The organism is Streptomyces sp. NPDC055749 (genome assembly GCF_053617235.1).
On sequence record NZ_JBSHFH010000096.1, the window covers coordinates 1 to 14,273 of the forward strand.

Sequence of the window (14,273 nt, forward strand, 5' to 3'; positions counted from 1 at the left end):
GCGCGACTCCGCGCGGCCCGCTCCTTCTCACCAGGTGGCCCGTAGCTGGCGGATGATCCGCCGCCGCAACCGCACTCTGCGGCTGCCGTCCAGGCGCAGCGTGAGTCGGTCCAACTCCCAGTGTCCGTACTCGGCATGGTCGGTGAGCAGTCGGGTCGCTTCCTTGCGGGACACCCCGCGCGGCACGTACACGTCGACAAATTCGTATTCCGGCATCGCATCTATTGTGCGGGCAGAGCCCGTGTACGGATAGCGTCTGCACTATGTCTGATGCTGCGCAGCCCACCGCTGCCGAGGTACGCGCCGCCGCCGAAGCGGTCAAAGCCGCGCTCGACCGTCACCTCGACGCGGTCGAACGCCGTACCGGGGACGACGATCCCGCCGTCTACGAAGCGTTCAACGCACTGGCCGCTGCGGCCGAGGTCTATGACGAACTGCTCTACGACCGTCACGACGAGGTCACCCCTTTCGAGATCCCCGGTGCGGACGACTCGTTGCCGCCGTACGCGGGCCCGGAGGAGCCCCATGCGCTGAGTGTGCTGATCCGGCGGGACTACGCCGTCGTGGAGCCCCCGAGGCTGCTCTCCCAGGCGCAGAGGCTCGCCGACCTCGATCCGGACGGGCGCGGCAGCGATGCCGCCGCTGTGATCGGTACGAGCGTCCATGCCGCGCTCGGTGTGATCTTCGGGGAGTACGAGGCGGACGAGATCGCCTCGCGGCACAAGGAGTTCGGTCTGGAGGAGGGCGACTCGACGCTCTGGGTCGCCGCCTCCGACGAGCTTCCGGAGCCGGGGGAGTGGCTGGGAGCACCCTTCGAGCAGGCCGATCCGCAGCTGGTGGTCTGCCGGTTCGATGTCAGTTCGGTCTTCGACGAGGACGACATGGACGAGGACCTGGAGGAGCTGACGGCCGACAGCCCCTGACCGTCGCCCGGCGCGGAGCGGTGCCTGTGGCCCGGTGCGACGCACCGGGCCACAGGGCTGTCCGGACCAGGTCCGTGGAGTTGTGCTGCTAGGACGCGGAGTCCGGCGTCGGCAGCGCCTCCAGGAGGGGGCGCAGCCGGGTGGTCCGCTCCTGGGCGGGGATCTCGGCCACGGCGCGCGGCAGCGCCTGGTCCACGCCGTGGACGACGGAGAGATGACGCTCGCCGCGGCTGAAGGCGGTGTACACCCACGGCCTGCTCAGCCCCTGCGCGGCGTCCCCCGGCAGCACGACGACGACGGCGGGCCAGCGCATGCCGGCCGCCTGATGGGCACTGAGCGCCCAGCTGTGCCGCACGGACGATTCGACCCGGTCCTGGGGTACGACGACGGGGGTGCCCGCGCAGTCGAGGTGAAGGCCCTCGGCGTCGGCCGAGACGACCGATCCGGGGACGGCGCGGCCGGGCGCCGGGACATGGACGACGCGGTCGCCGGGGTCGAAGCCGCCGAAGCGGCCGGGGCCCGGATTGAGCCGCTGTTTGAGCGCCGTGTTCAGCGCTCTGGTGCCCGCCGAGCCGCCGTGCCCCACGGTGATCACCTGGGTGTCGGCCGATGGCACGCCGATGGCACGGGGAACCGAATCGGCGACCAGCTGCACGGTGCGGTGGACCGCCTCGCCCGCATCGCGCACGGGAACGATCACCACCTCCTTGCCGGGAGCCTCGACCTGGCTCAGCTCACCGATCCCGATGCCGGAGACGAGCTCGCCGATCGGTCCGGGGTCGGGGGTCCGGGACACCACCTGCGGGCAGGCCCGGGACGCCAGCACATCGCCGAACACCCGACCCGCACCGGCGGAGCCCAGCACGCCGGGGTCGCCGCTCAGCAACAGCCGGGTTCCGTCGGCGAGGGATTCCACCAGGATCGCTGCGGTCTCCACATCCAGCTGCGGGGCATCGAGCACCACCAGTAGATCGAGGGCCAGCGCACCCTCCTCGTCCCGTCCGGGGCCCTCCGTGCCGGAGAGCAGCCCGGACAGCGTGACCGCCGACGCGGGATCACCCACCGCCGCGGCGAGCCGGTGCCGGCCGTCCGCGCTGTGGGTGGCTCCCACGGCGCGGAGCCCCAGACCGTTCGCCGCCGCGATCAGGGCCGCGGGCTCGGCCCGGGCGGCTTCACCGCCCGAGTGGACGACCAGGCCGCCGGTGGCGACCGTACGGATGAGTTCGGCGGCCGAGGGCGACGGGGCGGCGGACGCGGCCTGCGACCAGTCGGCGCCCTTCTCGCAGGCGTTCAGCAGCCGTGCCAGGCCGTCGGCGAGGCTTTCCTCGGCGAGGGCGTAACGGTCGAGTCCCAGCAGCACCGGCACCGGCTGCTCGTCGTCGGCGCCTTCCTCGGCGCTCTCGCCGGGCTGTTCGTCCTCCTCGGCGAGCTCGGCCGGGCCGCCGGACGCGGTGGGGTCCAGCCCTTCCTGGAAGACGAGGACCACGCCCTCGGCCACGGCGTGCTCCACGGCCGCGTCCGGGTCGGTCACCGCACGCTCGGCCAGCGCCGTGCGCACCGCCGACGCGTCCAGCGCGGTGTGGCCCTGGAGCGCCGCACGCTCCAGCAGCCAGCCGACGAGCGCCGCGCTGCGCCGCTCGTCGTCCGGTCCGCACTCGGCGCCCAGCAGGGCGCGGGCGAATCCGTCGGCCTGCTCGGGGCGGACTCCGGGGACGGCCAGCAGCTGCCAGGGGTCCTCGCGCAGGACGTCCGCGGCCTGCTCGCCCAGCGTCTCGGCCGCCGGGCGTGCCAGGGCTTCGGGAGCCCCGCCCTCGGCGAGCACCGCCTGCGCCGCCGCCGTGGCCTCGGGTGACACGCCCTGCGCCGGGCGGGACGGGTCGGCTACCCGGGGCCGATCGGGCGCGGGGGTGGCCGGCTGGACGGCGCGACGGGGCGCGGGGGGCGACGCGGGGGAGTCGAAGAACGCCGCGCCTGCCTTCTCACCGCTCTCGACTGCCCGGACGGCGGCCAGGAGATCCGCGGCGGTGCCGCTCAGCTTCGTACCGGCCGGAATGGGGCCTTCCTTCTCGGCCTTGCGCTTCTCGATGCGCTCGTGAAGTTCGCGCTGGGCGGCGAGCTCGATCTCGGCCTCGGAGGGCGCGGGCTTCGCCTCACCGGCTCCCTCGGCCACCTCGGTGCCTTCGGCTCCTTCCGTGCCTTCGGTGGTGCCGGTGGGCTCCTGAGCGGGGCTCTCGGCGTCCGTGTCGTCAGGGCCGTCGGCGGCCGAGGGGCCTGGGGTTTCCCCCCGGGGAAGCGCAGTCACAGCGTGCTCCAGTCCTGGTCGGGATAGCGGTGCACGGGCGCCGACACATCGTCGAGCGCCTGGCAGATCTCGTCAGGAAGACTAAGCGCCTCCACTGACAAAGCCTCCGTGAGCTGCTGCGCGTTGCGCGCGCCGATGATCGGGGCCACCACCCCCGGACGGTCCCGCACCCAGGCCAGCGCCACCTGGAGAGCCGTGGTGGAGAGCCCCTCGGCAGCCGTGGTCACCGCGTCCACGATGCGGCTCGCCGGATCGTCGAGATACGGCTCGACGAACGGAGCCAGGTGTTCCGAGGCGCCGCGCGAGCCCGAAGGAGTGCCCAGCTGGTACTTGCCCGTCAGCACGCCCCGTCCCAGCGGGGACGAGGGCAGCAGCCCCACCCCCAGGTCGAGTGCGGCCGGCAGCACCTCCCGCTCCACGCCCCGCTGGAGCAGCGAGTACTCCATCTGCGTACTCGCGAGACGGCTGCGCACCCCGGGTGCCGCGAGCTGCCAGGTGGCCGCCTTGGCGAGCTGCCAGCCGCAGAAGTTCGACACCCCCGCGTATCTGACACGTCCGGACGACACCGCGAGGTCGACCGCCTGGAGCGTCTCCTCGAGCGGGGTCACCGGATCGAAGGCGTGGATCTGCCACAGGTCCACGTAGTCCGTGCCGAGACGGTCGAGCGAGGCGTCGAGCGCGGCGAGCAGATGGCCGCGCGATCCGTCGAACCGGCGGTAAGGATCGGGCACGCTGCCCGCCTTCGTGGCGATGACGAGATCCCGCCGCGGTACGAGGCTGTCGACGAATCGCCCGAGCAGGTACTCGGCCTCCCCGCCGCCGTACACATCGGCCGTGTCGACCAGCGTCCCGCCCGCGTCCCAGAAGGCTTTGAGCTGGTCGGCGGCGTCGTGCTCGTCGGTGTCCCGGCCCCAGGTGAGAGTGCCGAGCCCGATCCGTGACACGCGAAGGCCGGTACGGCCGAGATGCCTCTGCTCCATGGGCGCTGAGATTACTGGCCATCACCCCATGGAGTGGAAGCCTGTGGACAACGTGACGGGGCCCGAGCCCTGCCGGATCGAGGTGCCGCGCGCTAGAGTCCGGACCACAGGGACGTTACTGATCAGTATGGGAGCGGTTATGCGGCTCGGCATCAATCTCGGTTACTGGGGAGCGGGAATGGACGGCGACAACCTCGCCGTCGCCCAGGAGGCCGACCGGCTCGGCTATGACGTCTGCTGGGCGGCCGAGGCGTACGGCTCCGACGCCCCCACGGTGCTGACGTGGGTCGCCGCCCAGACCCGGTCCATCGACGTCGGCTCCGCGATCATGCAGATCCCGGCCAGGCAGCCCGCGATGACCGCGATGACCGCGGCCACCCTCGACTCGCTCTCCGGTGGCCGCTTCCGGCTCGGCCTCGGTGTCTCGGGCCCGCAGGTCTCCGAGGGCTGGTACGGCGTCAAGTTCGACAAGCCGCTGGCCCGCACCCGTGAGTACGTCGAGATCGTCCGCAAGGCCATGGCGCGCGAGCGTCTCTCGTACGAGGGCGAACACTGGACGCTTCCGCTGCCCGACGGACCGGGCAAGCCCATCAAGCTCACCGTGCACCCGGAGCGCGAGCACATCCCGCTGTACATCGCCGCCATCGGTCCGAAGAACCTGGAACAGACCGGCGAGATCGCCGACGGGGCGCTGCTGATCTTCCCGTCCGCCGAGCACCTGGAGGACACGGCCCTGAAGCACCTGCGCGCAGGGCGCGAGAAGGCCGGGAAGACCATGGAGGGCTTCGACGTCTGCCCGACGCTGCCGCTCGCCCTTGGCGACGACGTCAACGGCCTCGCCGACATGTTCCGCCCGTACACCGCGCTGTACGTCGGCGGCATGGGCAGCCGCAAGCAGAACTTCTACAACCAGCTCGCCCAGCGCATGGGGTACGAGAAGGAGGCCGCCGAGATCCAGGACAAGTACCTGGCCGGCGACAAGGCAGGCGCAGCCGCTGCCGTACCGCACCAGCTCATCGACCAGACCGCGCTGCTCGGCCCGGTGGAGCGGATCGCCGAGCGTATGCAGGCCTACGCGTCGGCCGGTGTCACCACGCTGACCCTCGCCCCGGCGGGCTTCACGCTCGACGAGCGGCTCACGGCCCTGCGCGCGGGTACGGACGCCATGGAGCGCGCCGGGCTCGCGTAACCCCGTCCACGCTGTCCCAACGGTCCAGGGGCAGCACTACGGCCGTGGTGGGGGCTCGGGGGTCTTCCCCGCCACGGCCGTTACGGAGAACAACGCGCCGCGGGCCGCCCGGTTACGCCCCAGCCGTGCTTCGGCCCCGCGGCGTCCGTTCGGCCCTGCCTCGCGGCCCTCGTGTTGCCTACTCCCCCGTACCGCATTTGACTTTGTCCCCGGGGACAAACGGTACGGAGGTGGCAGTGATGCTCTCGGCAAAAAGTCTGTTCCAGGAGATTCTCGACGACGACGAATCCTTCCGGCTCTTCTGCTCCATCGCCGCCAGCGGGGAGGCCCAGGGCGGCTGGGAGAACGGCAGGATCGCGGCGCTCGTCCCGCCGAGTCAGCAGGAACTGGCCCCCAAGATCGTCCGGCACGGCACCGATGAGGACAAGCACGGCCGGATCTTCAACGCGCTCATGAAGAAGCGCGGACTTACCCCGGTCGAGGTACCGCACGAGGTCGACTACACGATGCTTCTGGAGAAGCACGGCATCGGCCTCGCCCATGAACAGCTCAAGCGGGACGAGCCGCTCTCGGAGCGGGACATCGTCACCTACCTGGCACACAGCAGGGTCACCGAACAGCGTGGCGCCGAACAGATGCAGCTGCTGCGCAAGCACTTCGCCGACCACCCCGACATCGGGCGCCCGGTGACGATGATCTCGAACGACGAGGACAACCACCTCGCGTACACCCACGAGGAACTGCTCCGATTCGCCGGCGCCGGTCACGGCCGCATGATCCAGCGCACCCTGCGGGAGTGCGCCATGGTCGAGATCCGGGTGTACCGGGACGTCAGCCTCGCCGTGATGGCGAACATGGGCGCCATCCTGCACTGGTCCAGGGCCAAGTCGGCGCTGCTGGCAGCGGGCATCCACGCCATGTACGCGTACGAGCGCCTGATCGGCTGGCGCCGCATGGTGACCCTGGAACAGCCCTCGCGACGCGACGCGCTGGGCGGACCCGCCACGGCCGAGCCCGAGTTCGCCTGACCCCCGGGGGGCTCAGAGCCAGCCGCGGCGCTTGAACAGGCGGTGCAGCCCGAAGACCGCGCAGGCCATCAGCGCGATCACCGTCGGATACGTCCACACCCAGTGCAGCTCCGGCATGTGGTCGAAGTTCATGCCGTAGACGCCGGCCACCATGGTCGGCACAGCGGCCATGGCGGCCCACGCCGAGATCTTCCGCATGTCGTCGTTCTGCCGCACCCCCATCTGCGCCAGATGGGCCGAAAGAATGTCCGACAGCAGCCGGTCCAATCCCTCCACCTGCTCGTTGACGCGCGTCAGGTGGTCGCTCACGTCCCGGAAGAACGGCTGCGCGTGCCCGTGGACGAAGGGCACCCCCGCGCTCGCGAGGCGGTTCATCGGCGAGGTCAGCGGACCCGTGGCCCGGCGGAACTCGAGCACCTGGCGCTTGAAGGTGTAGATGCGGGCCGCCGGATTCGAGGAGTCGGCGCTGCCGCCCGGCGCGAACACCCGCGTCTCCAGCTCCTCCAGGTCCACCTGGAGCTCGGCGGCCACGTCGATGTAGTGGTCCACGATCGCGTCGCTGACCGCGTACAGCACTGCTGTGGGGCCGTGCCTGAGCACCTCGGGCTCGGCCTCCAGACGGCGGCGTACGGCCGCGAGAGGCGCGCTCTCACCGTGTCTGACCGTTACGACGAACGAATCACCGATGAAGACCATCAGCTCGTCGGTGCTCACCGTGTCGCTCTCCGGCTCGTACACGACCGGCTTGATGACGACGAACAGTGAATCGTCGTAGACCTCAAGCTTGGGCCGCTGGTGGGCCCGCAGCGCGTCCTCCACCGCCAGCGGGTGGAGTCCGAACTCGCTGCTGACGAGCGAGAACTCCTTCTCCGTGGGCTCATGCAGTCCGATCCAGAGGAACGCGTCCCCGCTGGCCCGTGCCTCGTCCAGGGCGTCGGAGAGGTCGGCGGGGCCGTCGGTCCGGCGCCCGTCCCGGTAAATGGCACTGTCGACAATCACGCGCGCATTCTTCCTTGCCTCCGTCGACTCCGCACCTGAGAGCTTCCGCCTGCCCTCTACGCTGGTTCCTATGCCCACGCTGATCCTCGTACGCCACGGCCGCTCAACCGCCAACACCGCGGGAGTGCTCGCCGGCCGTACCCCCGGTGTCTCCCTGGACGAACGCGGCGCCGAGCAGGCAGCCGCGCTGCCCGGGCGGCTGGCCGCGATCACGCTCGCCGCCGCCGTGAGCAGTCCCCTGGAGCGCTGCCGCGAAACGCTTCAGCCCCTGCTCGACGCCCGCCCCGGCCTGCCGTTCCACACCGAGGACCGGATCAGCGAGTGCGACTACGGAGACTGGTCGGGGCGCAAGCTCGCGGAACTGTCCGACGACCCGCTGATGGCCGTCGTCCAGCAGCACCCCTCGGCCGCCGCGTTCCCCGGCGGCGAGTCCATGCGGGCGATGCAGGCCAGGGCGGTCGAAGCCGTACGGGACTGGAACGCCCGCATCGAGGCGGAGCACGGCGACGACGCGACGTACCTGATGTGCTCGCACGGCGACATCATCAAGTCCCTTGTCGCCGACGCGCTCGGCATGCATCTGGACCTCTTCCAGCGGGTCCACGCCGATCCGTGCTCGGTGACCGCGATCCGCTACACCCGGCTGCGGCCCTTCCTTCTCCGGCTGGGCGACACCGGGGACTTCGCCTCCCTGGCCCCGCGCGAACAGGCCGCCGGCGCCGACGCCGCGGGCGACACCGCGACGGATGCGGCGGTCGGGGGCGGCGCTGGGGCGCCGTGATCGCTCCGCGCAGTAGGGTGGACGCGCCGTAGGGGCCGTTCCGGGGGCATCCCTCCGGACTCCGGCCGCCCCCATTCGCCGTCAATTCTCAAGGGAGACAGGACGTGTCCCGTCAGGTGTTCCTCTATGACCCCCCGGACCGTTTCGTGGCCGGTACGGTCGGGCTGCCTGGCCGCCGTACGTTTTTCCTGCAGGCTTCCTCCAGGGGGCGAGTCACCAGCGTGGCCCTGGAGAAGACCCAGGTCGCGGCGTTGGCCGAACGGATCGATGAACTGCTCGACGAGGTCGTGAGACGGACCGGCGGCAACTCGCCGGTACCGGCCGTGGCGCCCATGGACGTCACCGACACCGCACCGCTGGACGCTCCCGTCGAGGAGGAGTTCAGGGTCGGCACGATGGCCCTCGCCTGGGACGGCGAGGAACAGCGGATGATCGTCGAGGCGCAGGCGCTCGTCGAGCTGGACGCCGACACCGAGGACGACCTCGCGGAGGCCGAGGAAAGGCTCCTGCAGGACGAGGAGAACGGTCCGCCGATGCTCCGCGTCCGGCTGAGCGGCGCGCAGGCCCGTGCGTTCGCCAAGCGCGCCCTGGACGTCGTGAACGCCGGCCGCCCGCCGTGCCCGCTGTGCAGCCTGCCGCTCGACCCGGAAGGACACGTATGCCCGCGCCAGAACGGATACCGTCGCGGAGCCTGACCGGGACCGGGCTGCTGACCCTGCTCGCGGACGGGGAGCTCACGGTCCGCGGACAGGTCCGGGGCGCGTCCAACGCGGTGCTGTACTGCACGGTCGCGTACGAGGGCGAGGAGCGGACCTGCGTCTACAAGCCCGTCGCCGGGGAACAGCCGCTGTGGGACTTCCCCGACGGGACCCTCGCGCAGCGCGAGGTGGCCGCGTACGAGATCTCCGAGGCGACCGGGTGGGGGCTCGTGCCGCCGACGGTGCTGCGTGACGGGCCGTACGGCGAGGGCATGTGCCAGCTGTGGATCGAGGCGGCTCCCGACGGTTCCGCCGAGGGCTCCACGGACGCGGGTGAGCCTTCGCTGCTCGCGCTCGTCGAGGAGGAGGAGCCGGGGGACGGCTGGAAGGCCGTGGGCTTCGCGGAGGTCGGGGAGGGGAAGACCGCTCTGCTCGTGCACGCCGACGATCCGCGGCTGCGGCGCCTCGCGGTGCTCGACGCGGTGATCAACAACGGCGACCGGAAGGGCGGCCACCTGCTGCCCGCACCCGGCGGCCGGCTGTACGGCATCGACCACGGGGTCACCTTCAACGCCGACGACAAGCTGCGCACACTGCTGTGGGGCTGGGCGGGCGAACCGCTGACGGACGAGGCGGTGGAGGTGCTGGCCCGGCTGGACGCGGAACTCGCCCCGGGAGCGGCGCTCGCCACCCGGCTGGGGGAACTGATCACGGCGGCCGAGCTGGACGCGTTGCGGGGGCGTGTGGGAGCGCTGCTGGCCACGGGGCGGCATCCCGAGCCGAGCGGGGAATGGCCGGCGATTCCGTGGCCACCTGTGTGAGGGCGACGGGACGACTTCGCGCCGTCAAGAGTGCCGATGCGGCCAAGATCTCCTGGTCCGGTTCGTATCCGGAAGCATCGTCCGGTTACGCTCATGACATGCATGCCTGGCCCGCTTCTGAGGTCCCCGCCCTGCCTGGCAAGGGCCGCGACCTTCGGATCCACGACACCGCGACCGGCGGACGGATCACCCTTGACCCCGGTCCCGTCGCCCGCATCTATGTCTGCGGCATCACGCCGTACGACGCGACCCACATGGGTCATGCGGCGACCTACAACGCGTTCGACCTCGTTCAGCGCGTGTGGCTCGACACCAAGCGGCAGGTTCACTACGTCCAGAACGTGACCGACGTGGATGATCCGCTGCTTGAGCGGGCCGTACGCGACGGTCAGGACTGGACCGAGCTCGCCGAGCGCGAGACGGCCCTGTTCCGGGAGGACATGACCGCCCTGCGGATGCTCCCGCCGCAGCACTACATCGGCGCGGTGGAGGCGATACCCGGCATCGTCCCGCTCGTCGAACGGCTCCGGGACGCGGGCGCCGCCTACGAGCTCGACGGGGACGTGTACTTCTCCGTCGAGGCCGACCCGCACTTCGGGGAGGTCTCCAACCTCGACGCCGAAGCCATGCGGCTGCTGTCCGCCGAGCGCGGCGGCGACCCGGAGCGCCCCGGCAAGAAGAACCCCCTCGACCCGATGCTGTGGATGGCCGCCCGTGAGGGCGAGCCCAGCTGGGACGGTGGCACGCTCGGTCTCGGCCGCCCCGGCTGGCACATCGAGTGCGTCGCCATCGCCCTGGACCACCTCGGCATGGGCTTCGACGTCCAGGGAGGCGGCTCCGACCTCGCCTTCCCGCACCACGAGATGGGCGCCTCGCACGCCCAGGTGCTGACCGGCGAGCACCCGTTCGCCCAGGCGTACGTGCACGCGGGCATGGTCGGCCTGAACGGCGAGAAGATGTCGAAGTCCAAGGGCAACCTGGTCTTCGTGTCGGCGCTGCGCCGCGAAGGCGTGGACCCGGCCGCGATCCGGCTGGCCCTGCTCTCGCACCACTACCGGGCCGACTGGGAGTGGACCGACCAGGTGCTGGCCGACGCCGTGGAGCGGGTCGGCCGCTGGCGCGCCGCGGTCTCCCGCCCCGACGGGCCGTCCGCCGACGCCCTCGTGGAAGAGGTCCGCGAGGCCCTCGCCGACGACCTGGACACCCCGTCCGCACTCGCGGCCGTGGACCGCTGGGCCGCTCTGCAGAGCTCCGGCGGCGGCACGGACGAGGGCGCGCCCGGCCTCGTCTCGCGCACCGTCGACGCCCTGCTCGGCGTCGCCCTCTAGCAGCCGCACGAGGATCCGAGAATCCAAGGACCGGCCCCGGACTTCTTCACGAAGTTCGGGGCCGGTTCCCTTTTGTCCGTGGTCAAGTGCTCGAAGTTGCGCTAAAAGCGCTCTATGCAATCATCAACGCGCATCAGAGCGGCGGCAGTTGCCGGCCTGCTCGGACTGCTCGCGGTACTCGCGGGGCCGGGCCACGCCCAGGCCGAGCCGTCCGAACCGGTGGGCACGACCGTCGGTGACGTCACCGGGTTCTCCGCCGACGGGCCCGTCTACCACCTGACAGCCGGCAAGGCCGAGGCCCGGGTCAGCTTCGTCTCCGCGGAGACCTTCCGTATCGAGCTCGCCCCGGACGGCAGGTTCGCCGACCCGACCGGCGACGACATCGTCCTGCCTCAGGGCGCCCCGCCGCGCACCAGCTGGAAGGACCACGGCGACCGCTACGAACTCTCCGCGAGCGGCGGCGTCACCCTGCGGGCCTACAAGTCGCCGCTGCGGTTCGCGCTGTACCGGGCCGACGGCAGCCAGGTCTGGTCCGAGGCCAAGGGGCTGAGCTGGGACGCGGAGAAGACCACCCAGACCCTCGCCCGCGGCGCCGACGAGCAGTTCTACGGCGCCGGGATGCAGAACGGCCGCGGCAACACCTCGCACCGCGGCAAGACCGTCGAGGTCGGCGTCGACTACAACTGGGACGACGGCGGCCACCCCAACTCGGTCCCGTTCTATCTCTCCTCCGCCGGATACGGCGTCTACCGCAACACCTACGCTCCCAACACCTACGCCTTCACCGACCCGGTGACGACGAGTGCGCGGGAACAGCGCTTCGACGCCTACTACTTCGCGGGTGACGCCAAGAACGTCATCGGCCAGTACACGAAGCTCACCGGCAAGCCCTTCCTGCCGCCCGTCTACGGCATGGAGATCGGCGACGCCGACTGCTATCTGCACAACGCCAACCGAGGTGAGCGGCACACCCTGGACGCGCTGAAGGTCGCCGACGGCTACGTCGAGAACGACATGCCGAACGGCTGGATGCTCGTCAACGACGGCTACGGCTGCGGGTACGAGGACCTGGCCGAGACCGCCGAGGGCCTCCAGGACCGCAGTATGCAGCTCGGCCTCTGGACGGAGGACGGCATCGACAAGCTCGCCGACCAGGTGAAGGCGGGCCAGCGGGTCGCCAAGCTCGATGTCGCCTGGATCGGCGCGGGCTACAAGTTCGCCCTGGACGGCTGCAAGGACGCCTACAAGGGCATCGAGGACAACAGCGACGCCCGCGGCTTCACCTGGGCTCCCGAGAGCTGGTCGGGTGCCCAGCGCTGCGGAGTGCAGTGGTCCGGCGACCAGTACGGCACCTGGGAGTACATCCGCTGGCAGATCCCGACCTACGCGGGCGCCACGATGTCGGGACTCGCGTACACCACGGGCGACGTCGACGGCATCTTCGGCGGCAGCGCCAAGACGTACACCCGGGACCTCCAGTGGAAGATGTTCCTGGGCACGACGATGACCATGGACGGCTGGGCGGCGAACGACAAGCAGCCCTTCCGGTACGGCGAGCCGTACACCTCCATCAACCGCGACTACCTGAAGCTCAAGGAGTCGCTGCTGCCCTACCAGTACTCGTACGCCCACGAGGCGACGAAGACCGGCGTCGGCATGGTCCGCCCGCTCGTCCTTGAGTACCCGGACGACCCCAAGGCGGCGTCGGACGCGGCGAAGTACGAGTTCATGTCGGGTGAGCACTTCCTGGTCGCCCCCGTCTACGAGGACGCCACCGAGCGCAGTTCGATCTATCTGCCGAAGGGCACCTGGACCGACTACTGGAGCGGCCGGACCTACCAGGGGCCCACCACCGTCGACCACTACAGCGCCCCCCTCGACACCCTCCCGCTCTTCGTGAAGGCGGGCGCCGCCGTGCCGATGTGGCCCGGCATCCGCTCGTACGAGGACCGCACGGCGGACTCGCCGCTGGCCTGGGACGTGTATCCGCAGGGGAATTCGTCGTTCACGCTGTACGAGGACGACGGCGTCACCCGGCAGCACCGCGACGGCAAGTACGCCACGCAGCGGGCCGTCGTGGACGCGCCGAAGAGCGGCGCGGGCGATGTCACCGTACGCATCGGGGAGAGCCAGGGGAATTTCGCGGGCAAACAGAGCAGCCGCCCGTACGAGTTCACCGTGCACACCGGCTCCGCGCCCAGCGCCGTGAAGCTCGCGGGCAAGCTGCCGCAGGTGCGTTCGGCGGCCGAGCTCAAGGCCGCGAAGCAGGGCTGGTGGTACGACCAGGACGACCGGGGCGGCGTGGTGAAGGTCAAGACCGCTCCGCTGAGCACCGGTCAGGCGTTCACGCTCACACTGGAGAACGCCAGCGCCGTCGGCGGGAAGAAGCCCGGCGCGACGGCCGTCGTCGCCGCCCCGGACGCGCAGGAGGTGGGCGCGGGAGTGGCCGGCACGGTCTCCGTCGACGTCACCGCGGGTTCCGCGGACCTCAACGACACCACCGTGACCCTCGACGTCCCGGCGGGCTGGCAGGTCACCCCGGCGGCGACCGTGCCGCGCATCGCGGCGGGCACCACCCGGCGGGTCGAGGTGACGGTCACCCCGGCGCCGGACGCCACGGCGGGGGAGTCGCGGATCACCGCGCTCGCCCGCTACCGCTCGGCGGGCGAGGCCCGCACGACCGCGCAGCGCCTCGCCGTCGCGGTGATGCCACCGCCCCCGGCCGGCGCTGCCTGGGCGAGCGACCTGGTCTGGCTGAAGTCGGCCAACGGGTACGGGCCCGCCGAGCGCGACCGCTCCAACGGCGAGTCCGGGGCGAGCGACGGGCACACGCTGACCCTGGCGGGGAAGACGTACGAGAAGGGGATCGGCACCCACGCCGATTCCGACATCGAGATCTATCTCGGCGGCCGGTGCACCGCGTTCACCGCGGACGTGGGCATCGACGACGAGATCAACGGCTACGGCGAGGTGGCGTTCTCCGTGGAGGCCGACGGCAAGGTGCTGTGGACCTCGCCGAAGCTGACCGGCGCCTCGGCGACCGTGCCCGTCGACGTGAACCTCGAAGGCGCGCGCCATGTGCGTCTGAAGGTCACGGACACCAATGGTTCCAAGACCGGTGACCACGGCGACTGGGCGGCGGCGAGATTCAGCTGCGCCTGACCGGACGCCGGGACCGGATACCGGCGCCGGACGGACACAGGGGCGCCGGGCGGGATCTGTTC

12 protein-coding genes are annotated in these 14,273 nt (G+C 71.1%); 8 read left to right on the top strand and 4 right to left on the bottom strand.

Going from position 1 to position 14,273, the window contains the following annotated elements; translation table 11 throughout:
* Positions 1-27: 27 nt before the first annotated feature.
* A complete protein-coding gene (locus tag ACWGO0_RS36320) occupies positions 28-216 on the bottom strand; it encodes a DUF5703 family protein (protein WP_185301746.1) in 189 nt (62 codons plus the stop codon).
* 47 nt (positions 217-263) lie between these two features.
* Between ACWGO0_RS36320 and ACWGO0_RS36325 the strand changes: the two genes are divergently transcribed.
* Positions 264-923 (top strand): hypothetical protein, encoded by a 660-nt coding sequence (locus ACWGO0_RS36325; RefSeq protein ID WP_453544614.1) that lies wholly within the window; start codon positions 264-266, stop codon positions 921-923.
* 88 nt (positions 924-1,011) lie between these two features.
* Here ACWGO0_RS36325 and ACWGO0_RS36330 read toward each other — a convergent pair whose 3' ends face one another.
* Together ACWGO0_RS36330 and ACWGO0_RS36335 are read right to left on the bottom strand one after the other, a co-directional pair.
* A complete protein-coding gene (locus tag ACWGO0_RS36330; RefSeq protein ID WP_453544616.1) occupies positions 1,012-3,225 on the bottom strand; it encodes a helix-hairpin-helix domain-containing protein in 2,214 nt (737 codons plus the stop codon).
* Positions 3,222-4,205 carry an aldo/keto reductase gene (locus ACWGO0_RS36335; RefSeq protein ID WP_453544618.1) on the bottom strand — a complete coding sequence of 328 codons (984 nt, stop codon included), beginning with the start codon at positions 4,203-4,205 and terminating at the stop codon, positions 3,222-3,224. Before ACWGO0_RS36335 ends, ACWGO0_RS36330 begins: the two co-directional genes overlap by 4 nt.
* A 139-nt stretch (positions 4,206-4,344) precedes the next feature.
* On the opposite strand from ACWGO0_RS36335, the gene ACWGO0_RS36340 reads away from it, so the two are divergent.
* Positions 4,345-5,394 carry an LLM class F420-dependent oxidoreductase gene (locus ACWGO0_RS36340; protein WP_453544620.1) on the top strand — a complete coding sequence of 350 codons (1,050 nt, stop codon included), beginning with the start codon at positions 4,345-4,347 and terminating at the stop codon, positions 5,392-5,394.
* A 239-nt stretch (positions 5,395-5,633) separates the two neighbouring features.
* Complete coding sequence (locus ACWGO0_RS36345; RefSeq protein ID WP_453544622.1) at positions 5,634-6,422, top strand: ferritin-like domain-containing protein; 789 nt, start codon at positions 5,634-5,636, stop codon at positions 6,420-6,422.
* 12 nt (positions 6,423-6,434) lie between these two features.
* On the opposite strand, the gene corA is transcribed toward ACWGO0_RS36345, so the two are convergent.
* The gene (gene corA / locus ACWGO0_RS36350; protein ID WP_453544624.1) at positions 6,435-7,421 is read right to left on the bottom strand and encodes a magnesium/cobalt transporter CorA; all 987 of its coding nucleotides are present in this window, start codon (positions 7,419-7,421) and stop codon (positions 6,435-6,437) included.
* 70 nt (positions 7,422-7,491) lie between these two features.
* On the opposite strand from corA, the gene ACWGO0_RS36355 reads away from it, so the two are divergent.
* The 5 genes from ACWGO0_RS36355 to ACWGO0_RS36375 all read left to right on the top strand — a co-directional run bounded on the left by ACWGO0_RS36355 (position 7,492) and on the right by ACWGO0_RS36375 (position 14,211).
* Entirely contained in the window at positions 7,492-8,202 is a 711-nt protein-coding gene (locus ACWGO0_RS36355) for a histidine phosphatase family protein (protein ID WP_453544626.1), read from the top strand.
* Between the two features lie 104 nt (positions 8,203-8,306).
* A complete protein-coding gene (locus ACWGO0_RS36360; RefSeq protein ID WP_383785275.1) occupies positions 8,307-8,897 on the top strand; it encodes a DUF3090 domain-containing protein in 591 nt (196 codons plus the stop codon).
* Positions 8,861-9,721, top strand: coding sequence for an SCO1664 family protein (locus tag ACWGO0_RS36365; protein WP_453544628.1), 861 nt, complete (start codon positions 8,861-8,863; stop codon positions 9,719-9,721). Before ACWGO0_RS36360 ends, ACWGO0_RS36365 begins: the two co-directional genes overlap by 37 nt.
* A 98-nt stretch (positions 9,722-9,819) precedes the next feature.
* Entirely contained in the window at positions 9,820-11,049 is a 1,230-nt protein-coding gene (gene mshC / locus ACWGO0_RS36370; RefSeq protein WP_453544630.1) for a cysteine--1-D-myo-inosityl 2-amino-2-deoxy-alpha-D-glucopyranoside ligase, read from the top strand.
* 114 nt (positions 11,050-11,163) lie between these two features.
* Positions 11,164-14,211, top strand: a complete 3,048-nt coding sequence (locus tag ACWGO0_RS36375; RefSeq protein WP_453544632.1) for an NPCBM/NEW2 domain-containing protein — start codon at positions 11,164-11,166, stop codon at positions 14,209-14,211.
* Positions 14,212-14,273: the final 62 nt, after the last annotated feature.

Excerpts from the sequence above, each read along its gene's own strand:
- ACWGO0_RS36320 (WP_185301746.1), bottom strand. The coding sequence starts at position 216 with ATGCCGGAATACGAATTTGTCGACGTGTACGTGCCGCGCGGGGTGTCC.
- ACWGO0_RS36325 (WP_453544614.1), top strand. The coding sequence starts at position 264 with ATGTCTGATGCTGCGCAGCCCACCGCTGCCGAGGTACGCGCCGCCGCC.
- ACWGO0_RS36335 (WP_453544618.1), bottom strand. The coding sequence starts at position 4,205 with ATGGAGCAGAGGCATCTCGGCCGTACCGGCCTTCGCGTGTCACGGATC.
- ACWGO0_RS36340 (WP_453544620.1), top strand. The coding sequence starts at position 4,345 with ATGCGGCTCGGCATCAATCTCGGTTACTGGGGAGCGGGAATGGACGGC.
- ACWGO0_RS36345 (WP_453544622.1), top strand. The coding sequence starts at position 5,634 with ATGCTCTCGGCAAAAAGTCTGTTCCAGGAGATTCTCGACGACGACGAA.
- ACWGO0_RS36355 (WP_453544626.1), top strand. The coding sequence starts at position 7,492 with ATGCCCACGCTGATCCTCGTACGCCACGGCCGCTCAACCGCCAACACC.
- ACWGO0_RS36365 (WP_453544628.1), top strand. The coding sequence starts at position 8,861 with ATGCCCGCGCCAGAACGGATACCGTCGCGGAGCCTGACCGGGACCGGG.
- mshC (WP_453544630.1), top strand. The coding sequence starts at position 9,820 with ATGCATGCCTGGCCCGCTTCTGAGGTCCCCGCCCTGCCTGGCAAGGGC.
- ACWGO0_RS36375 (WP_453544632.1), top strand. The coding sequence starts at position 11,164 with ATGCAATCATCAACGCGCATCAGAGCGGCGGCAGTTGCCGGCCTGCTC.